This is a genomic window from Allotamlana fucoidanivorans (assembly GCF_006265225.1).
Lineage (GTDB): Bacteria > Bacteroidota > Bacteroidia > Flavobacteriales > Flavobacteriaceae > Allotamlana > Allotamlana fucoidanivorans.
This window is the reverse complement of the sequence record NZ_VDCS01000006.1, coordinates 211,073-233,839: the sequence shown is the minus strand read 5'-3', so window position 1 is coordinate 233,839 and position 22,767 is coordinate 211,073. Positions and strand designations below refer to the sequence as shown.

Sequence of the window (22,767 nt, the reverse complement as noted above, 5' to 3'; positions counted from 1 at the left end):
ATGAGTAAATCCATTGTAACACTAATAACGGTTATGCTATTGTTCAACTGTTCCACTGCACAAAAAGTAGCAGAAGTACAGGCTATAAATAAAGAGGAAGTAAAGGCCTCTATGATTAAGGCTTTAGAGTGGCAAGAAGCGCATCCAATTTTTGCTATTTCTCCTACAGATTGGACAGAAGGTGCTTATTATACAGGTGTGGCACGTGCCCACAAAACTACAAAGGATATGATATACATGGCAGCTCTTAAAAATCAAGGTTATTGGAATAATTGGCAAACGTATAAACGTTTACATCATGCCGATGATGTTGCCATTTCATACAGCTATTTATATATTGATATGAATGGTGGTAGAAAGAATTTTGTTGATTTAGAACCCACTAAAAACTTCTTAGATGCACATTTGTATGAAGATGATGTATGGAAAGCAGGGAATAAAAAGAATGATATGGGGCAAACCATTTTATGGTGGTGGTGTGATGCATTATTTATGGCGCCTCCAGTGTTAAACTTATATGCAAAGCATACCAAGCAACCTAAGTATTTAGATGAGATGCATAAGTTTTATATGCAAACCTATAATCAATTGTATGATAAAGAAGAGCAACTATTCGCTAGAGATATGCGTTTTGTTTGGGAAGGCAATGATAATCCTACTAAAGAGCCAAACGGTAAAAAAGTATTTTGGTCCAGAGGTAACGGTTGGGTAATTGCTGGCTTAGCATTAATACTTGATGATATGCCAGCTGATTATGAGCACCGTCCTTTCTATGAGCAATTATTTAAAGAATTATCTGAAACCATGTTGAAAATACAACCTGAAGATGGGCTATGGCGTACAAGTTTATTATGTCCAGAATCTTATGATCATGGTGAAGTAAGTGGTAGTGGTTTCCACACATTTGCGTTGGCTTGGGGAATAAATAATGGATTGATTGATAAAAAACATACTCCTGCTGTTCTTAAAGCTTGGAATGCTATAAAAGCTTGTCAGCATGACGATGGTCGTGTGGGTTGGGTACAAGATATAGGAGCTTTTCCAGAGCCAGCATCGGCAGATAGCTGGCAAAACTTTGGTACTGGCGCTTTTTTATTAGCAGGTAGTGAGATTTTAAATTTAGAATAATTTAATAATTTTAAAATTTAAGGCGGGGACATTATGTTCCCGTTTTTTGACTGTACACAGTTTTGAAACTATTTAAACTTAAAAATATTGTTTTTTTGTTTGTTTTATGTTCAGTCTATTATGGGCATGCCCAATATATAGATTATAACTTTAACCATATAACTGATGCAAATGGATTGTCTCAAAACTCCGTTATGGCTATACATCAAGATAAACTTGGTCAGATTTGGATTGGTACGAAAGATGGACTGAATAAATATGATGGCACAGAATTTACAGTGTATCGTCATGAAAAAGATAACCCTGACACTATCAGCAATAATGGCATTGAGTGTATAGAGCAGGATAGTTCTGGTTTTATCTGGGTAGGAACTTCTTTTGGATTGAATAAATTTAATCCTAAAACCAATAGTTTTAAATCATATTTTTTAAATACTAACCAATCCGGTTTGGGGAATAATATGATTAAGGGGATCAAAGTACTTGCTAATCAAGATGTTTTGGTAAGCCATTTTGGGGGTGTTTCATTTTATGATGCTGTTAATGATGTATTTAAAAAGGTAGGGAACATACACATACCGTCATCAATATTAGAAACCAAAAATGGAGACATTTTTATAGGTAGTTCTAACGGCTTGTATCAATGTAAGCCTATTGAAAATAAATTATTTGAATTTAAGTTAATACATCAAACAGAGGGTTTAGATATTAATGACCTTGTGGAGTCTGAAAATGGAAATATACTTTTGGCTACAAAAACCAATAGTATTGTTGAATATAGTATGCAAACAAAGGCAATTCTTCCTTTTTTCTCAGAAACTGAATTAATTGGAAAAAGTAGAAATGCGAGAAAATTAGTTTATGATGATAAAGGCCTCTTATGGGTGGCTACGTACCACGGCATTCATCTTGTTAATAAACAAAGATCCATTAAGGCCTTATATAGTAATGATAACAATCCAAAATCGTTAAATGATGATTTTATAAAAACCCTCTTTAAAGATAATGTTGGTACTATTTGGGTGGGGACTTATTATGGAGGATTAAATTTACATCATAACTTCAATAATAATTTTAAAAATATTACCCAGAATTCTTATCAAAGAGGTTTAAATTTTAAAGTTGTAAGCTCAATAGTTAACTATAAAAACTTACTGTTGTTTGGCACAGAGGGAGGAGGTGTTTCGGTATTAAATCAGGATACGAATATAATTCAACATATAACTTCCAACGATTATAAAGATTTAAAAAGTGATAATATTAAATCGCTATGTGTAACTAAGGATGGTAAGTTGTGGATTGGAACTTTTGATAAAGGTGTTTTTGTGTATAACTTAAAAACAAAACAATTCATTAATAATGCTTTTCCAGATAATTTAAAAGACTTTATTAGTGATGCCGGGATTTTAAAAATTGTACAATATTCTGATGATACTATTTTAATAGGAACTAATGGTAAAGGACTAATTAAATACAATTTTTTAAAGAAAGTCTTCTTCATATACAACGCCAAATCTCAACCTGTTGGTCTAACTAATAGTAATATAAAAACCATATGGGTTGATACTTCTAAAAATATTTGGTTGGGTACATTACGTGGCTTAAATTCTATTACAACTGAAAATGAAGTCAAGACGTTTGTATATAGTAATTCCTCTAATTTTAAGTTTGAAATAAATACCATTTATGAAGATGCTCAAAAAAATTTATGGATAGGTACTTTTGAAGATGGTCTTTTTAAATTGACTAACGGTGTATTGGAATATGTTCCACTAAATGTTGGTAATAAACCCATAGATGGTATTCGGTGTATTTTAGAGGGGGATGATAAAAGCTTTTGGGTAAGTACTTTTACACAAGGGATTTTGAAGTATAACTATATAGAAAAAACAATTGAAGAATATTTTACTAAAAAAGATGGTTTGTCAAGCAACGAGTTTAATAGAGATGCAGGTTTGCGGTTAGGTGATGATTACTATTTTGGAGGACCTTCTGGAGTAACAATATTTAACGAAGATAAAATTGTTAAAAACCATTATGCCCCACAAGTTATACTAACCGACTTCAAAATTAATAATCATTCAGTTTTGGTTAATGATACCGATAAGGTGCTTCAAACGACAATGAGTTTTACCAAAGAAATTGAATTACGGCACAATCAGGGAAACTTTAATTTGTCTTTTTCCATTCCAAATTTTATAAATTCGAAAAGTAATAGTTATAAATACCGTCTTAAAGGTTTAGAAACAAATTGGGTTGAATCTTCAAATAATATTGCAGCTTACACCATTCAAAAGCCCGGAGACTATGTTTTTGAAGTTAAAGGTATAAATAGCGATGGAGTTACTAATGAAATACCAACTGTCTTAAATATTAAAGTAAAGCCTGCGCCTTGGTTGACTTGGTGGGCATATACTTTTTATTTTTTAATAATTATTTCAATAATTTACTATTTGTTTAAGGTTTCGAAATCTAAAACCCAATTAAAACATGCTTTAGAATTAGAGCATTTAGAAGCAGAACAAATTAAAAAGGTAAATCAAGCCAAACTTGATTTTTTTACCAATATATCTCATGAGTTTAGAACTCCTCTAACCTTAATACTGGGACCACTGCAGCAAATTATAAATAATTATAAGGGGAGTAGTAGTATGTTTAAAAAGCTTAAACTTATTGAAATTAATGGTAATCACTTGCTTCAACTTATTAATCGATTAATGGATTTTAGGAAATATGAAAGCAATCAAATGCGTTTGCAGGTAGCCAAATATAATATTGTAAGTACCATAAAGGACGTTTATCAGTCTTTTTCAGATTATTCAGAAAACCAAGGATATCAATATGGTTTTGAATCATCATCACCTGAAATATCGCTATATTTTGATGAAAAAAAGTTAGAACAGGTCTTCTTTAATTTGATTTCCAATGCCTTTAAGTACACCCCTAGTCCTGGAAAAATAACAATACAAATAAAGGAAGAAGATGACACCGTGATTATTCTGGTTAAAGATGATGGAATAGGAATTCCCGAAGTATATAGAGACAGAGTATTTGATCGTTTTTTCGAAATAACTCCTACGGATAACATGAGTAAGGATATAAAAAAAGGGACTGGAATTGGTTTAGCAATTGTAAAAAATATAATAGAGTTGCACACAGGAAAAATTAGTGTTAACCCTAATGATGGAGGTAAAGGTTCAATTTTTAAGGTAGAATTATTAAAAGGGAAGTTGCATTTCAATGCTCAGGATTTTGTAGATGATAATCTCATTTTAAATGATGTAAATCATTATTTAAATCAGCCCGAAAACACTAAGATTAAATTTGAAGAAAATTTCTCTTCAAAAATCTCTTCCGATAAAAAAAAGTCGCTTCTATTGGTAGAGGACAATGAAGAGCTTAGAACGTTTATGCGCAATATTTTATTAGATGATTATAACGTATTTGAGGCTGAAAATGGAAAAACAGGATTTAAAAAGGCTATACAAGAACCAATAGATTTGATTGTGAGCGATGTAGTAATGCCCATAGCAACAGGTATCGAGTTATGTAAATTAATAAAAGAGGATATTAGAACCAGTCATATCCCTATTATTCTATTAACAGCAAAATCAGATATGACACAAAAAATAGAAGGGCTGGAAAGTGGTGCCGACGATTATATTAGTAAGCCTTTCAATATTAAAGAGTTAAAGTTACGCATTAGTAATAACTTAAAAACGTTACAGCAATTAAAATCTAAACTAAACAAGCACGAAGTTTTTAGTGTAGAAGATATAAAAATGTCTTCTCTGGATGAAACTTTATATAAAAAAGCATTAGATATTATTGAGCAAAATATAAGTAATTATGATTTCGATATTCCTTTCTTTTGTGAAGCATTGGGTGTTAGTAAATCGGTATTATTTACAAAGGTAAAAGCTTGGACAGATTTTACACCTAAACAATTTATTCAGCATTTAAGACTAATTCGTGCGGCTCAACTTTTAGAAAAAGGAAAAGCCAATATTAATCAAGTTAGTGCCAAAGTAGGTTTTAAAGACCAAAAATACTTTAGTAAAAGTTTTAAAGCTAAGTTTGGTAAATCGCCTCGAGAATATGCGCAATCTTTTATGGCATAATGCGTTGTAATTTTTCATATTTGAGCCGATAACAAGTGAAGGTGAAAAGAATTACAATAAAAAAGGATATGCACTTTTATCCAAGTTGGCATTCAATAGAACAATAGAATCTAAATAACAGAATTTAGAGCCTAGATTCACAGTCAAAATATAACTGTAAGTATACACGGTTAGCGTACTTTAGGCTGGTTGACTTGAAAAAACATTTTTATGTGATTTTTTATAATGAAAAAGGAATTCTCTGCACCTTTTTAGGAATTCTACACCCTGAATCGCTATTATATTTGAGGTATCAATTTAATGAAAAGCTAAAAACACGTATTTATGAAAAAAATTACTTTTATTCTATTTCTATTAAGTGCAACATTTACGTATGCACAGTTTACCGGAGCAGGTGAATATTATTTATTAAACAATTTCACCACTAACGGTGTTGTTTATTTATCGCACGATGGCGACAAGGCTGTCAGAGCAACAAGCAATTCTGCCGATGCCACAAAATTTACATTTGTATCAACAGGAAATACTAATGAATACAACATTGTGGTACATACTAACGATGGTATTTTGAGAGCAAATAGTACTTCTGAAATACCCGTTGTAAGTTATACCCCGGGATCACCATCCACATCAAACCCTAATGTATGGGATGTTCAGTTGGTGCCTGGAACAGAGTCAGATCCAACTTATAACATAATAACACCAAAAACCAGTACCCCAAGGTATTTAGTTTATAACAATAACACTGATGCAATTGGTTACTCTGGAAGTAATTTTACTAGGACCCAATGGATTATTACATCTACCAATCCATTGAGTAATGAGGAGTTTGATCAAAGTTCAATTTTTGTGTCAAATCCAATTAACAATTCCATTAATATTAAAGGGTTATCTTCAAATATTAATAAAGTTGAGGTGTTTAATATAGTTGGTAAATCTTTAATTAGTGCAGAAACTAAAGGTTTGTCAGTATTAAATTTAGATGCTACATCCTTATCAAGCGGTATTTACATTCTTAAATTTATTGGGGCAAATACATTTGCAACAAGGAAAATTGTAAAAAGATAAAATATAAAGGTACTGAGTGTAGTCTTTTTTTAACTAACTAGGTCAACTCGGATTAATAATGATGAAAAGTCTGATTCTTTGGGATCAGGCTTTTTCTTTCTTTAATAGTAATTCATGCACTATTTTAAAGTGCCACGAGATTTAATAAAAATGTTAAAAAAATAGAGGTTGATTAATGAAATAATAAGCTATGAAAATTGAAAATTTAAAATTCGTTATGGTGTTTTTAGTTTCATGTATTGGATTACATAAACTAGATGCACAAGTGTTATGGTATGGTGACCCCAACTTATCGGTTAATGATAATTTTAGACGCCTCGATCCAAATGGTAATAGTAACCCAAGTGGTGATGATTGTGTTGACGATCCTAATAGCCCGCCTTTTGTTACCACACCTACAGATATTGACTTTGGTAAATTTTGGCGTATTACTAAACCCGTGTCTAGGAAACGAGCTGAATTTGCCAGAACTACGGGTGACGTAAATACATTTACCCCTCAAAAGGGTGGAACTTATTATTACGGTTGGCGCTGGAGATTTAATTCTGAACCAGATTTGAATGCTGGTATTGCAGTTTTTCAATGGAAAACTGCTGATGGTGGAGATATAGATACGAATAAGCAAAATTACCCTTATACGATGTCTTATGATGGTACAACTTTAAATTTAAACGCTTTCGGTCCAGCTGAGCCCAATTGGAACAGGCCAGGGTCTATAACCCAACGAAGAACAACATTATGGCAACGTTCAATTCCCGAGGATGAATGGGTAACTTTTGTTATAAAGGTTAAGGTTGATGATAATTTTGACATGGTTAATAATAGATATGTAGGGTATTTGGAGTTCTGGTTTAATGGAGTACAGCAAACACTTTCAAATCTTAATTTTAATGAATATCAAGTGGTTTTGGCAGATTCTGATAAAAGAGCCTATCATAAAACATTTGATGGTGTTGAAGTTTACCCAAAGTGGGGTTCTTATAATGAAAACGCATGTAATTTTGAGGTGATAACGGATTTTGATGATATGCGTGTTGCTTTAACATATTCCGATGCACTTCCTAGTGATTCAAATGATGGAAACTCTTCTGGCCTAGAGGGGTTTTATAAGATAAAGCATAGCATAACTGGTAAGTATTGGACTGTAGCTCCAGAGTTATCTCCAAATCAAAATATAATCACGGCAGATGAGATTTTACCAGATAGTAATAAACAGATTTTTGAGATAAAATCTGTTGGAACTGATGGTTACTACAACATTTCATGTTTAGATACAAATTGGGATGCTGTAAGATTTGAAGGTCAAAATGTGTATCCTACTACAACTTCAACACCAACTACTGTAACAGATAATACAAGAATTTTTGAATTTATTTCTAATGGTTCTGGAATCTATGATATCCATACTCCTCAGACAACCACTCCAAGAATTTCCTTTGATGATTCTGGTGATGTTAGGTATATAACTTCATTTGGAACTAACACAAAATGGCTTTTAGAAAGTGTTAACTCCCTTAGTAGTTTGGAGTTTGATAAAAGTTCAATTTTTGTATCTAATCCAATTAACAATACAATTGAAATTAAGGGGTTATCATCAAATATTAGCAGAGTTGAAGTATTTAACTTGATTGGCAAATCGCTTATTGTTAGAGAAACAAAAGGTTTATCATCTCTAAATCTAGACGCTACTTCATTATCAAGTGGAATGTATTTAGTGAAATTTTATGGAGATAAAACTTTTTCAACAAAGAAAATTGTAAAGAGATAAAATATAAATGTACTGGGAGTAGTCTGTTCAAGTAATTAAGCCACTTGGAATAATAGATGGTGAAAAAGTCTGATTTATGATAGTCAGACGTTCTTATATTTTAGTAAACTAATCAGGACAATGCAGGACAGTGGTTTGAGGCAATAGAGCTAATTTTAAAAAATTAAAAAAATGTGATGAATACTGTTAAATTGACTCTTGTTTTTTTAGGTATGCTGCTATTAAGTTGTGGTAATACATCAAAAAAGGATACTAGTTTTGAGGCTAGCAAACCTATTTTAAATCTTCCCGAGCGCCCAAATATACTATGGTTGGTTACCGAAGATATGGGGGCTTATATTTCACCGTTTGGTGACTCTACGGTAGTGACGCCCAACCTGAGTAAATTGGCCAATGAAGGCGTTATTTATCCAAATCTATATTCTACCTCAGGGGTTTGTGCACCTAGTCGTGCGGCCATTGCCACGGGGATGTATCCATCTGGGATTGGGGCTAACCATATGCGAGTGAATTCATATACCGATGTAACGGGATTACCTCCTTATGAAGCTGTTCCGCCTTCCGAAGTAAAAATGATAAGTGAATGGCTGCGCATGCAAGGGTACTATTGCACTAATAATTATAAAACAGACTATCAATTTAAAGAACCGGTAACCGCCTGGGATGAAAGTAGTCCCTATGCGCATTGGCGGAATAGAAAGGATAATCAGCCTTTTTTTGCAGTCTTTAATTTTACAGATACGCATGAGTCCGGTTTGTTTGAACCCTATGGTTTAAGAGAAATTGAAACAAGACTATATCAAGCTGGAGACAGAAATTACAATTGGAAAAACAAAGGCCAGTCTCATGCAAAAAACAGGATGACAGAGGCCGAGACACCTGAACACTTACCAAAGGATACAAAATTTGATATTCCACCATATTTACCAGATAACAATGTAACACGTAGAGATATGTGGAAGTTGTACAACAATATTGGCGAAATGGATAGTCAAGTAGGTGCGGTTTTAAAACAACTAGAAGACGATGGGTTGTTAGAAAACACCATAATCTTTTTCTATGGCGATCACGGCGGGCCATTACCCAGGGAAAAACGATTGATTTACGACTCGGGTTTAAACACCCCCATGATTATTCGTTTTCCAAATAAATTAAAAGCAGGTACGAAAGACGACCAACTTATCAGTTTTGTTGATTTTGCACCAACATTATTGTCTTTAACTGGTGAAGCACCAAAACCCTATATGCAAGGTCAAGCTTTTTTAGGCAAGTACAAGGCAGAAGAACGAACATATATTCATGCGGCAGCCGACAGGTTTGATGGATTTACCGATGCCATACGAGCCGTAAGGGATGGTAGATTTAAATATATTCGTAATTACAGACCAGAACAAGGCTATTATTTACCTGTAGCATATCGAGAACGCATTCCAACCATGCAGGAGTTGTTAAAATTGAAAGCAGAAGGGGAATTAAACGATATTCAAATGCAATGGTTTAGAGAACAAAAACCGAAAGAAGAATTGTTTGATTGCCAAACAGATCCGTATGAACTCAATAATCTTGCAGCAAACCCAGAAAATCAAGAAAAACTTAAAGAATTAAGTGCTGAAATGGATCGATGGTTAGAAACCATTGATGACAATCCAGATTTGCCCGAATCTGAACTTATAAAAAAACTATGGTCAGGTAAAGACGCTAAACCAGTGACATTGCAACCCACTATTACTGCTAAAGATGACTTAGTGCAAATAACTTGTGAAACCAAAGGCGCTTCTATTGGCTTTAAAATTATGGATCAGGATGGCAACACGCCACAATCGTGGGAGGTGTATCAGGGGTCAATTCAGTTGCCCGAAGGATCTAAATTAATGGTTCAAGCCCATCGAATAGGTTATGAGCCTAGTGAAGTTGTTGAACTTCATTAAATTAGAGAATACCAAACTAGCAGAAAGTACAACAACGATATTTTTAACCTTTATGTTTAACTTATTTACTAGTAGTATGTCTGAGGAACAGGTTAGATATATTGAGAAGAAGGAGTTGTTTGGAACCTTTATTGTTTTGTTGTTTTTGGATTTTTTTAAAAAAAAGTGTTGAATTAGTATATGCTAGCATCATATAAAACATTTATTCTATTATATAGTAGGTATACTAATTTTTAGTAATGCCTTTTGGTGGACTTGCAATATAAAAGTGGACAATTAATTACAATATTTAAACGGCTACATTTTGGTTATATTATACCTTCTTGGGCATGCTGACCTATATGGAGCTCATGTACAGAGCGTTGTCAAATAAATTTGGGACATTTCCAGCGGCCTTATTTAAGTCCTCTAAAGTTAAAATACTATGCCATGTCTTATGATATCCCTTATAATTACTGTTTCTATTTTGTTAGCTCTTGAATGAATAATGCCTTTAATTGCTTTTAAATAGTTTGTTTGAGTTTGAACGGAAACCAACCTAGTAAAAATATTTTTAGCCTAATTTAGAAAAGTTAGCCTTGAAAGGCAAAACGTTAATACCTGACTTTATTGAGTCTCATGCTCACCCAATTTTCATAGGTGCTTTTTTTAGTAAATGACATTATAGCGCCAAATGATTAATTTATGCTACCTAAAATATACAAACGGGTTGCAAACAAAGAAAACTGTGTTCGATTATTAAATATTATAACCGCTACTGGTGCTGACTGATAATTAAATTGGAAGCACAGTAGTTTATTCAATTGTTTAACGTATCCATAGATAAAGAGTTTTAGTGCTTTTTTTAATATTCTTTTTTAATAATTGGATTTCGTATTGGTTGTCCGGCATAAACGCCCTCTAGTACTTTTGAATCTTTTACTACAATGGTTCCATTAACTAAAACGTATGGTATACCTGTTGATGGTAATCCTGCTTTAACCATGGTAGAGTTGTCTTTTACCGTTTCTGCGTTAAAAATGGTAATATCGGCATCTGCTCCTTCTTGTATGCGTCCTTTGTTCTTCATTTGAGAAACACCATTGTTTTCAAGAAATTGAGCAGGCATATAAGACATTTTTGAAATAGCAAGCATTAATGGCATGAGATTTTTTTCTCGTGTTAAACGTAGTACTTTAGCATGTGTGCCAGCTCCACGAGGGTGGCCTTGTACGCTATCAAAAGGAACATTGAAATCTACGGCCATTTCTCCCGTTGAAGAAATGGTTAAAGGCATCATATCGCTACCTATTACAACTTTTGGGTCGGCAATGGCACTCAATAAGCCTTCTTCGGAAATACCTCCGAAAATTACAGAAGCAGCAGGATCTGTTTTAACAAGTTCTTCATAACGCTCTTTTGTAAGAGGCTTCATGGTGGCTACTTCTATAATATCTTCATAGCTACGCCCCATATTGGGACCATAGTTTGAAGGTACCAAATAATCTGCACCAACAATAGTAGCGCCTTGATAATACGGGTAAACTTCAGGAATTATTTTAAGTCCCTTTTCTTGAGCCGAAGCTATCATTTCTAATGCTTCTGGTGTCTCACCAAGAGATTGTTGATGGATATGGTGAATGTATAAACCACCTCCATAGATGCCAACACTTGCAATCATTTCTTGAAAGCCCAAAATACCTGAAGTAGGTGGTTGCTGACTGGAAAATCTGCCATGAAGAAATGTGGCTAGGCCGTACTTTCCGGCCAGCTCTTGCCATGTTCTAAGTTCTGCTGATTTTGTTCCAGTTGACATATAACCTACAGGAACTGCAATACCAAGGGCACCTAAATTAATACTCTCTTCTACTAAGGTATTAATTTGTTCTACTTGTTCTTTGTTAGGGGCAAAAGCAGCAACATCCATGGTTGCAAAAGCATCTTCATGTTTATCAAAAAGATCTTTAACTAAAGACCCAGATTTGGAATCATAAGAAGGGTGTACAATTTTCTCTCGAATACCCCCTGTGCCTACGGTAGCTCCATAATTGGTATATGACTTACCTTCTAGACTATTGTAATAAGTATCAACAGGGTAAGCGCCCACTTCCAACTCTAAAGGAGTGGTAACACCATCTCTTAAATGTAACCTTTGACCGAATGCTGTATTTGAAGCATGCGAGTGGTAATCAATAAAACCGGGAGAAACCACGTGTCCTGTTGCATCTATTGTCTCTTTTCCAGAAATCTTTTCTTCTGTTATTATACCAATTTTACCATCTTTAATACCCACATTTCTCACGGCGTCTAGATTTGTTTCTGGATCCATGACGCGCCCGTTTAAAATGACCACATCAAATGCTGTAGATAAGGGTATTTTATCTGTTGGTAATTCATTTGCTGATTCCTTACAGCTCGTAATAAACACCAAATTAATTGCTAAAAAAGTGCAGATAAAAATTAGATTTTTCATAATTATTAATTGAATTTAAACTTTACCATAAATTGAACTCGAGATGCTGTACCTTCTACGCCATTTTTGTTTTCTCTAACGCCCCACATATACTCAATACCTGTAGATACCATCTTATATGGGAAATAAATAAGGTTGGCATGAACAGATCCTGCTTTTTTAATAGTTTCGTCTGCTTGAAAATCTGCTAGGCTAGTACCGCTCCAAGCGGCTGAAATATTTGAGTTTAACTTTTTAGACCAATAGTGATTATAACCAGCATAAGCAAACCAAGCAGGAGATGTGGTTAAATCATTTGGGCCAAGAGCTCCTGAAGCTTTGCCATCCTATGAAAGTGATATAATTTTATGAGCCTGCCCTTCGCCATAGCCAGCTCCCCAAACTAAGGCATCTTGATATTCGGTTACTTTGAGTACAACTCTACTTCCAACTGTTATGGCATACCCCGTTTTATTTACGTTTGGTGCGGTAGACGGTCCAACCCAACTCACAGGGAAAACATCAAGTCCTAGTTGAATGCTAGATCCATTTAACGCTTTAGCTTTTATCATTCCCGCAATATTAGGCCAAAGCGGTCTAGAGGCGCCTTCAAAATTTAAAGGGTTGTCAATTTGTGGTGCAAAATCTTCCAATGCAATAGCATATGAGAACCTTTTGTTTATGTTATCCTGCCACCTAATTTGGGTGGTTCTTCCGCCATAAAGTGCATCACCATTTGCAAAATCAATTGTCCCTGGTAATGTAGATAAATCACCTGAAGTGGTCCAAGTTCTACCAACCAATAATCTACCAATAACGCCATAGGCATGTCGTAAACGGGTGTTTAAACGATTTGATTCTCCATCAAAAAACCAGTCCAACTCCAAAAAGACCTGTAGAGGAAATTCTTTTCCTGTTTTACCCCATTTCGCTTTTGAACGAAAATCAAAATTAATGCGAGTTTGTTTGGCATGAAAAGTAGTGATGCCTCCCAATTCCCTTTCAGGAGAACCTTCAACAGCAATACTCCCTAATTCAAATTCATATCTATCTCCTATGTAGTCAAAATCTCTAATAAAATCTGCTTTTACGTAGCCTAACATCCGAGCCAAAAAGCGGCCATGAACTTGGAAAAGAATCGTCTAAAAGATTATCACCAGTGTGCACAGGCCTGTTATCTGTTAAAGGATTGATAGAACCTTGTACTCCAGCAGGAATGGTGTCTGTAGATACTGCCTGTTCGGCAGCCTCTTGAGCAAAAAGCTGAAAATGACTTAGAAATAAACAGAATAGTAAAAGTTTTTTCATATAAATTGATTGTTTGTAAAGTTTTGAACGTAACAATTGATCTTCCGATTCTCAAAAATCAATGATTCAAAATCATTTTTTTTAATAATGATGGAGCAGGTAATGCAGGTTGTGATGAGGCTAATCGATTTTTTTATTCAACGAATTTCATTAATAGCTTTACCAAGTTAGTAAATTCAGTAAGACAAAATATTAAAAATTGGGTTTATTAACAATTTGATAATATGTATAGTCCATTTTGTTTATGCTGTTTTATGTTTTTTATTAGAAAGCAGGATAAAACAGGACAGTTTTAAAGAAGTGTAGTTTTAATTTAACAGTTTTATAAAAATTGCTTTTGAGTGAAGTTTTGCATCTCCATACTGCGGTATTGATTTTAGACTTGGTAGTGTTAAGTTGTCTGCACATTCATAGTACAATGGTAGCTGGACGTAATACGTTTTAACAAAATACACAGGCATATTTAGTAACTATCAAAAACTCATTTTCAAAACAGAATATTTCATGAGGAAAGAAATAACATGTTGGTTTTCGGTGAAATATATTTTTGTGTTTTTTGTTTGCCATTGTATAGCAACAACAGTTCACGCTCAAATTGTTTTGCAAACCGACTTTACCGATTCCGCCAATGCAAAACAAATAATTGTGTATCATTTAAATGTTTTCAATAGAATTACACCAATAAATGGAGTAAATGTTACTAACGCTACTAGTAAAACAAAACTTTGTATTGTTAGGCCATTAGGCGGTATTGCAAAAAAAGGAAAAGCCGATTTAACCATGGATTCTTATAAATGGGATGCTGTTTCTAAAACATTTTATACTGATTTTACGCAGTTAAAGAGACAAATTGATGGAGTCTATGATGAGGGATTAGAAATTCATCAAATTGTGCTAGATAATCCTTCATGGGCATTTCAACGCAATGCAAAAGGAGCACTTCTTGGTGATTCTTTAAGAGTTTCAACCTACGGGAACGCAGAGCCTCCAAAAGACTATAATGTCTGGGCCAATTATTTAAAAGATGTCATGAGTTTTCTTGTTGACACCTATGGTAAAGACGAGGTATTAAAAATACAATTTGATATAGGTAGAGAAATAGGTACTCCAACCCATTGGTCTGGTACAAAAGAACAGTTTTTTGAATTTTATAAGGTATCTGTTAAAGCTATAAAGCAAGAACTTCCCAAAGCTAAGGTAGGCACACATTTTCTTTGGGGTTCGTCCCAAAAAGCATGGGGAACCAATTTTGTAAAATGGTGTAAAACCAATAAGGTGCATTATGATTTTGTGGGGGTTTCATTTTATCCATTTTACCACATGGAAAACAGAACCAATTTTAACCAAGTGTATCTTAAAGATTTTGCTGTAATTAAAGATATACCTGAATGGAATGAAAATGCAAAGCTAGAAATGCATGAATTTGCTTTAATAAAAAGCTTAAGTAAAGCGGGAAATGCTTTTGAAAACGCACCAGTGGCACATCAAAATTCATTTATAATAGGCCTGATGAAAATGTTTTACCAAAATAACATGTACAATGTTTTTCAGTGGGGTGATGGTAAAAAGTATGAAGGCGCAAGAAACATGCTTTTAACCTTAGAGGGTAACACATACTATAATTCAAACAAAAGTGGTGTACAGCGCTCTGAAAAAAATTATGTGGATGCCATTTTTTCAAGAGACAGCAAACAGGATAGCTATCATATTGTTGCTTATAATTATAGTGCAAATCTAGAATCTAAAGACACTGAAAGTTTAAGAATAACAGCAAAACTGAATGTACCTCCATGGACTAAGATCATGGTGCGGTCGGCAGTTTATATTTCAAAAGAGGATGCTTTTACTTGGTATGAATGGCATGAAGTCATGACTAAAGGAAACGAAAGTTCTAAATCTATGATGTCTTTTGATACACAGTTACCAGTATATTCTTTTCTGAAATATGAAATAAAGTTACCATAAAACCATTAAATACAAGCAAAACTACTATTACCAATTAAAAGCATTTGAATATGAATTACAGAATTCTATTGTTACTAACAATGATGTCAATTTTAGGATGTCAAAGTAAAAATGAAAAACCTTTAAGTGTATCCTCAGAAGTAAGTTTTGAAGAGTTGAGTGAAAGCTTTAAAGCGCCTTCTAAAAAGTATTACCCTGAAACTTGGTTTCACCTTAATGGCAATAATATCAGTAAAGAAGGCTTGACTTTAGATTTAGAAGCTATAAAAGAAGCTGGTTTACAGGGGATTCACTTATTTAATAAAGCGGGTAGACCTTACCCAAATGTTGATCCAATAAAAATATTATCTCCAGAGTGGGAAGATATGATTCGGCATGCAGCGGATGAATGTAAGCGTTTAGGCTTAAAATTTACCATGCAAAACTGTCCTGGTTGGTCCATGACAGGTGGGCCATGGGTGCCAGTAGAGGAGGCGCAACGTGAAGTTGTAGAAACGGTTTATCATGTGTCAGGAAAAAAAATATTTAATGAGGTTTTGGAAATAGATTCCCTATACCACACTTCAGATTATGATTATAAAGACATCCAAGTTCTGGCATTTCCAACACCTGAAGGTGATGATTTTTTACCCATATATCCTTCAAAGATTGAAACAAATAATACGGTAGTGCCTTGGGAAGACATTTTTAATCCCAACTCTAAACTTACGGTCACACGAACTACAACTCAATTAAATAAACCATTAGAGGCCTATAGGGCCAATGGTATTTCCAAAGTAAATAACAGTGATACTTGGGTTAAAGTGGCGTTTGATGCACCTGTTACTTTGCGTACTCTTACATTTCCGCAAACAAGGCATATGGTAATGGGAACAGAGTACCCACAAATAAAGGTAAATATTAAAATTGAAGCCTTGATTAATGGCGTGTTAAAAACCATAACTACGGTTAAAATACCTGATGCAAATTGGAATGATAGGCGTAAACATCTTACTCTGAGTATTCCTGAAACTATCTCTAATCAATTTGTATTTACTTTTGAAGGAGATCATGCAATTGCTCCGGAGTTTATCAGGTTGAGTTCTAAACCAAAATTCCATAACCATGAGGCCAAGGCAGCAAAAGTACTGCGCCGATTAGAAAAAGATGTGGATATTAATTATTCAGAAAGTGTGATAATTAAATCAAAGGCTATTGTAAATCTCACAGATAAAATGACAGATGAAGGGCAGTTAACTTGGGAGGTGCCTCAAGGTGATTGGACAGTAGTTCGTTTTGGACATATTAATATGCGCTTAACCAATAAACCGGCTGTGCCAGAAGCTACAGGTTGGGAATCGAGTAAGTTGGATAAAGTGGCTATTGAGAACCATTTGCGAAATGGTATGATAGGCAACTTAATAAAAGATGGCGGGCCCATAGGCAATGGGAAATTGCATGGTTTGTTAATTGATAGTTGGGAAAGTCATGTGCCTACATGGACCATGAACTCTGAGGATATGTTTAAGGAATTTGAAACCAGGCGTGGTTACAGTATGAAAAATTACCTACCTGCAACCATAGGGTACATTATTGAAAGTCCTGAAATTACTACTAAATTTTTAAGAGATTTACGTCATACTATGGATGAGGTATTTATAGATAATTTCTTCACCCATTTTGCAACCGTTGCGCACGATATGGGCGCTGAAGTGTATACCGAAGGAGCAGGAGGCGAAGTACTTCCTATAGATCCTATGCGTTATTACGGTGTTAGTGACATTCCCATGACCGAATTTTGGTATCCTAGTGCTCCTTCTGCTCAAAACGAGTATGCGAAACCGATTTATAATGCGGCCTCTGCAACGCACTTGTACAATAAACCTGTTTTAGCTGCTGAGGCTTGCACACAGGTTGGGGTAAAATGGAATGAACATCCGTTTTTGGTTAAATATTTAATAGATTACAATTTTACAAAAGGCGTAAATCATTTAGTGTTTCATACCTTTTCTCATACACCGCAAACCAATGTATATCCTGGGTCTAGTTTTGGAGGGCATATTGGATTTCCTTTGTTAAGGGAACAAACTTGGTGGCCCTATATGAAAGATTGGACGGATTACCTAGCTCGTAACCAATATGTGTTGCAACAGGGCGAGTACGTAGCCGATGTGCTTTGGTATTATGGAGACCATTACGAACGTCCTCCATTTGATTTGGATGAATTCCCAGAAGGCTATCGTTTTGATTATTTGAATGCGGAAATTTTACACGATAAATTAACCATGAAAAATAACAAGATACATGTTGAAGATGCTGGCGATTATCGCATAATTATGCTCAGGGATTCCGAAAAAATGCTGCTTTCTACCTTAAAGAAATTAGAAGCATTGGTTGAAGCAGGAGCAGTGGTCTTAGGTAACAAACCCATAGATTCTCCAAGTTTAATGGATGATGAAAATGATTTAAAAACACTTAAATCTATTTCTAATAAATTATGGGCAAGCTCTAAAAGTGGCGTAAAGCAAGTTGGTAAAGGAAAAGTGTATTGGGGTAAAACATTAGAAGAAGTTTTGCATGAAGAAGAAATTGCAAAAGATGTGATTGTTTCAGAAGGTCTTAATATCAATTGGATTCATCGTGAAACTGAGGACGCCGATATTTATTTTGTAGCGTCAAGGGAGCCATATCCTATTGATGTTGCTTTAAGTTTTAGGGTTGATGGTAAAAGACCTGAAATTTGGGATGCTTTTACAGGGAATCGGCATGATGCCAAAATTTGGAAAAATGAAGACGCTAGAACCAATGTGGCTTTGTCTTTGCCGGCAAGTGGAAGTGCAATTGTTGTGTTTTCTAAAAACAGTAAAAAAGCACTTGCTTCAAAAATTACTTTAAATGATTCAATTATTTTAAACACGAAAACAGGTTGGTTTAACATGCATAAAACAAAGCGTTTTCCAAAGGTGTTTTGGGTTGATGATACATTGGTAGCTTCTAGTTCTGGAGATTATATTTTTCATAAAGATGAAAAAGCAATGACAAAACAAAAGGTTGCCATTAGTGAAATACGGCTTCAAAATAATTGGAATTTGACCTTTGAAGACGGTTGGGGTACTCCAAAAATTATAGAAGCCACAGTATTAAAATCCTTGTCAGAATTTGAAAACGATGCCGTACAGCACTATTCAGGAACTACCACCTATACCAAGACTATAAATTTTAATGAAATTGGGACACAAACCATTTTAGAATTGGGAGAAGTAGCCAATATTGCAGAACTGTGGTGCAATGGTAAAAAGGTAGGTGTAAAGTGGGCGCCACCTTTTGATTTCAATATTAGTAAATATGTGAAAATAGGTAAAAACACCTTTGAGATTAAAGTCACCAATACTTGGAGGAATCAGCTCATTTACGATAACTCAAGACCAAAAGGCCAAAAGAAAACATGGACCACAAATCCGCCTAAAAAGAATGAAACCCAATTGGAGAATACTGGTTTAATCGGCCCTGTGGTTTTGAAGTCCACCATATAAAAGCTAAATACGCATTATATAATAGTCAGTTTTGGTTAGATTCTTATGTTTTAACAATAATTGTTTTTTTTAGTTCAAAATCAGGATAGGTCAGGATAGATTTTTGTTAATGTTATAGGATTTTTAGGTACGCTAATAAACTAAATACGTATCAAATTCTATGAAACTACTTTTTCAAAAAAAGAATGAAATAAATTTTCAACTAATTTTAATTTTTCTGTTTATACTAAATGTATGTTCTAATAACATAGCTGCGCAGGTTACTTTTCTCGAAAATACAGTGATTACCAATGAAGCATTTTATTTTTGGAAAGTCGATGATCCTAAGCCGTATCATTATGGTGCGAGTATAAACCCACATGGTAATTGCTTGAAAGTATCAAATGGTTATATGTTCTATACTTGGTATAGAGGAGGATGGGCAGACCGCACTTTAATGGTGTCTCGAAAAAAAATAGGAGAAGGTAATTGGGTGCATGTGGGGCTGCCAGCTAAATTGAGTTTGGTTGGAGGTAAAGGCGATACGCATTTAACAACAAATATTGGTATTTGTCCTATTGATGGTACTATTCATCTCATGTTTGATCATCATAACGAAGATTTGAACTATATAAGATCTAAGAAAAATATAGCTTTTGGTCCTGATAGTGATTTTACCGCAGATAACTTCTTGCCGCAGCAGGATTACCTAATACCAGGAAAAAAAATAACAAGTGTAACTTATCCCGATTTATTTAATAACGATTTAGGTGAAATGTACTTTGAAAGAAGGTTGGGCTCTGCTGTTGGTGGTGATATTATTATGACCTATTATAACGGGGACACCTGGTCTCAAGAGGTTACAATTATTAAAGGTAGAGGAAGCGAAGTTACACAAGGAGAAAGAGGCTTTAGTTATGGCAGTGCATATTTTATAAATGGTAAATTTTACTATGCTTATTCGCCACGTTGGGCAGAATCTCCTACCAGACTAAATGAGGGTGTTTATGTCATGGAACTGGGTTCGCGTATGGATAGCCAAGCAACAACCGTAAATGGAAAAAGTTATGATTTACCTATTGTTGATCACACACCTTTTTTAATTGCAGACCCCAGAAGCGTTCCTGATGATGCAGGTTGGGCCGGAGGACCACAATTGGCTATTTCTCCTAAAAATGATATGTATACCTATATTAAACCTAAGGGAACAAACCCATATAATTACCTCAGAAAACAAAACGAAACTGAGTTTTCTGAGGATAGAAACAAAGGCTCTTTAGGAGTGTTTTATGGTAACCGTATGTATAAGTTTAATTTAGCAGGTGGTGATTTTGTAGTAACAAGTGCGTTGGCAGGGACTTATACGTGGCGCGAAGATTTTAGAACTAGTATAGGAATAAATGATAGAAAAAGTATTACTGTAATGGATAACGGAATAATTGCAGTGGTATTTAGTGAAGCTGTAAATAGTGCTACGGTGCCAATTCATTGTTTTGTATTTCAATTGCAAAAGGAAGAATATATAGCACAAACCATCAATTTTGGTGCTTTAGCTCAAAAAACAGAAGGAGATCCGAGTTTTACATTAAATGCCACAGCAAGTTCAGGCTTACCTGTGTCTTACACATCTTCAAATACAAATATAGCACGCATCATAAACGGCAACGAGGTGCAAATTATGGGTGTAGGCTCTTGCGATATTATGGCAAGTCAAAAAGGTGATGGTACTTATAATGAAGCTTCTGAGGTGTCTCAAACCTTAGTGGTTAGTGCTGATGCATCAAAATCAAATCAAACCATTACGTTTAGTTTGTCTCCAAATACATATACTTGGGGGAGTCCAGATCAAGTTTTAAATGCCACAGCAAGTTCTGGTTTAGCAGTTCAATATGAAAGTACAAATACCGATGTAGCTAGTATTGTAAATGGAAAAATACAAGTTAAACGGGCAGGAACAACAACCATAAACGCTTTACAGCCTGGTGATGCTACCTATAATGCGGCGCCTATTGTGGGGCATGAATATTCAGTGCCAATACGTCAACAGGTGATTGATTTTTCAGCTATTCCAGAAGTAACCTCAGGAGACCCGGCTTTTACACTTCAAGCGACAAGCAATAATCCAGATGCTAATTTAAGGTTTCTTTGTCCAAACAATCAAGTAGCTGTGGTATGGGATGACCAAGTAAGACAAATTTTAGGAGCAGGTACTGCTACAATAACGGTTTCAGATACAGGGAATGACTATTTTACAGCTGCACAAGCTTCTAAGACGCTGACTGTTAATCCTAAGATACATCAAATTCCTTCTACCATTGAGGCTGAATATTATACCTCAAAAAGTGGTGTGAGCGTAACTCGATGGAGTAATACAGTTTTTTATCTTAATTCTTGGAATACCGGTGATTTTGCAGAATACACTATAAATGCACCTGAAGATGGTGATTACGAGGTTGAGGTCTTTGCTGCATCACCTGGCAGTACTAAAAAACTTAAAATTGTGAGTGGTACTACCACGCTAGCTTCAATAGCCCTTACTACAACACCTAGTTTGACCAACTTTAAAGGGACTAAAGCGACTATTTCACTCCAAAAAGGCGTACAAAATATAAAAGTGGTAGGTGAAGTAGGAGGTTTTAACTACGATAAAATGAAGATTTCTGCGACCTCAGGTGGAGGTTCTGGAGGTGATGATGAAGGTGTTTATCAATTAGTAAATGTTGCTACGGGTCAATTTTTAATTGCTAATCCTACTGCTGGTCAACCTGTGTCTATGAATGACTCAGGTGATGGTCAGGATAGAAAGTGGGAGTTTATTAAAACAAGTGTAGATGGTCAGGAGTATTATAACATTGATAGTAGGCTCAATGGAATACTGAGAGCAACAGGAGCTAATTTTTCACCTGGGGCATACTTAGTTGTTAGTACGGGTAAAGCACCTCCAGCAGGAGATACAGATAAAATATGGACCATTCATTACGATGAATTTGAAGATACATACAGATTTGAAGCTAGAAGCACGGGTAGATTTTTATATCATCACCCCGATGGTAATTGTTATAACTATATTGTTGATGAAACAGATGAGAGAAGCCAGTGGCAAGTGGTGGGTTCCGGCGGGCCATTGCTAAGTGTGGAAAATAACGAATTAAAAACTCCTTCTTTAAAAGTATATCCTAATCCCTCACAAGATAAATTTACAATAGCATTTAAAAACATAAATGTTGTAAAAGTTACTATTTATAATATTTTGGGTAAGGCGGTATATGAAAAACTGACTAACAACTATGGTAAGCTTGAAGTTAAGGAAAATTTTGAATCAGGTATTTACTTAGTGAAAGCCTTTTCTGGAGATAACCGAGTGTTTCATGCTAAGTTAATTGTAAAATAAGTGGTTACATTTGTTTAAGGCGGTTCGTGGCATGATATTTTTCATGAAATAGTGTGTGGTTCAGCATAGTTCAGGATAGTCTATTGCGCTATATTTAATACATATAGAAGCTATTTGTTTTAATATCAACAAACTAAATATTAATACTGCTATGAAAAAAATTACTCT

Annotated in this window: 11 protein-coding genes; 8 read left to right on the top strand and 3 right to left on the bottom strand. The window is 34.7% G+C overall.

Translation table 11 applies throughout. The annotated features are described in order from the left end of the window. The 5 genes from FGF67_RS07600 to FGF67_RS07580 all read left to right on the top strand — a co-directional run bounded on the left by FGF67_RS07600 (position 1) and on the right by FGF67_RS07580 (position 10,013). Positions 1 to 1,128 (top strand): glycoside hydrolase family 88/105 protein, encoded by a 1,128-nt coding sequence (locus tag FGF67_RS07600; protein WP_139696357.1) that lies wholly within the window; start codon positions 1 to 3, stop codon positions 1,126 to 1,128. A gap of 95 nt (positions 1,129 to 1,223) precedes the next feature. Further along, positions 1,224 to 5,249, top strand: a complete 4,026-nt coding sequence (locus FGF67_RS07595; protein ID WP_139696355.1) for a hybrid sensor histidine kinase/response regulator transcription factor — start codon at positions 1,224 to 1,226, stop codon at positions 5,247 to 5,249. Between the two features lie 324 nt (positions 5,250 to 5,573). Next, positions 5,574 to 6,317 (top strand): T9SS type A sorting domain-containing protein, encoded by a 744-nt coding sequence (locus FGF67_RS07590; protein WP_139696353.1) that lies wholly within the window; start codon positions 5,574 to 5,576, stop codon positions 6,315 to 6,317. A gap of 190 nt (positions 6,318 to 6,507) precedes the next feature. Beyond that, positions 6,508 to 8,085 (top strand): heparin lyase I family protein, encoded by a 1,578-nt coding sequence (locus FGF67_RS07585; protein WP_139696351.1) that lies wholly within the window; start codon positions 6,508 to 6,510, stop codon positions 8,083 to 8,085. A 176-nt stretch (positions 8,086 to 8,261) separates the two neighbouring features. Next, complete coding sequence (locus FGF67_RS07580) at positions 8,262 to 10,013, top strand: sulfatase family protein (protein ID WP_139696349.1); 1,752 nt, start codon at positions 8,262 to 8,264, stop codon at positions 10,011 to 10,013. 844 nt (positions 10,014 to 10,857) lie between these two features. On the opposite strand, the gene FGF67_RS07575 is transcribed toward FGF67_RS07580, so the two are convergent. The 3 genes from FGF67_RS07575 to FGF67_RS07565 form a co-directional block, all read right to left on the bottom strand. Further along, entirely contained in the window at positions 10,858 to 12,465 is a 1,608-nt protein-coding gene (locus FGF67_RS07575) for an amidohydrolase family protein (RefSeq protein ID WP_139696347.1), read from the bottom strand. Between the two features lie 326 nt (positions 12,466 to 12,791). Further along, positions 12,792 to 13,547 (bottom strand): hypothetical protein, encoded by a 756-nt coding sequence (locus FGF67_RS07570; protein WP_139696345.1) that lies wholly within the window; start codon positions 13,545 to 13,547, stop codon positions 12,792 to 12,794. Further along, positions 13,516 to 13,752: a hypothetical protein gene (locus tag FGF67_RS07565; protein ID WP_139696342.1), complete on the bottom strand. Its 237-nt coding sequence runs from the start codon at positions 13,750 to 13,752 to the stop codon at positions 13,516 to 13,518. Before FGF67_RS07565 ends, FGF67_RS07570 begins: the two co-directional genes overlap by 32 nt. 504 nt (positions 13,753 to 14,256) lie before the next feature. Between FGF67_RS07565 and FGF67_RS07560 the strand changes: the two genes are divergently transcribed. The 3 genes from FGF67_RS07560 (at position 14,257) to FGF67_RS07550 (ending at position 22,599) form a co-directional block, all read left to right on the top strand. Beyond that, complete coding sequence (locus tag FGF67_RS07560; protein WP_139696340.1) at positions 14,257 to 15,717, top strand: alpha-1,4-L-rhamnosidase; 1,461 nt, start codon at positions 14,257 to 14,259, stop codon at positions 15,715 to 15,717. Positions 15,718 to 15,797: 80 nt separating this feature from the next. After that, positions 15,798 to 19,229, top strand: a complete 3,432-nt coding sequence (locus FGF67_RS07555) for a glycosyl hydrolase (RefSeq protein WP_233244034.1) — start codon at positions 15,798 to 15,800, stop codon at positions 19,227 to 19,229. A gap of 160 nt (positions 19,230 to 19,389) precedes the next feature. Then, positions 19,390 to 22,599 (top strand): BNR-4 repeat-containing protein, encoded by a 3,210-nt coding sequence (locus FGF67_RS07550; RefSeq protein ID WP_139696335.1) that lies wholly within the window; start codon positions 19,390 to 19,392, stop codon positions 22,597 to 22,599. The last annotated feature ends 168 nt before the right edge of the window (positions 22,600 to 22,767 follow it).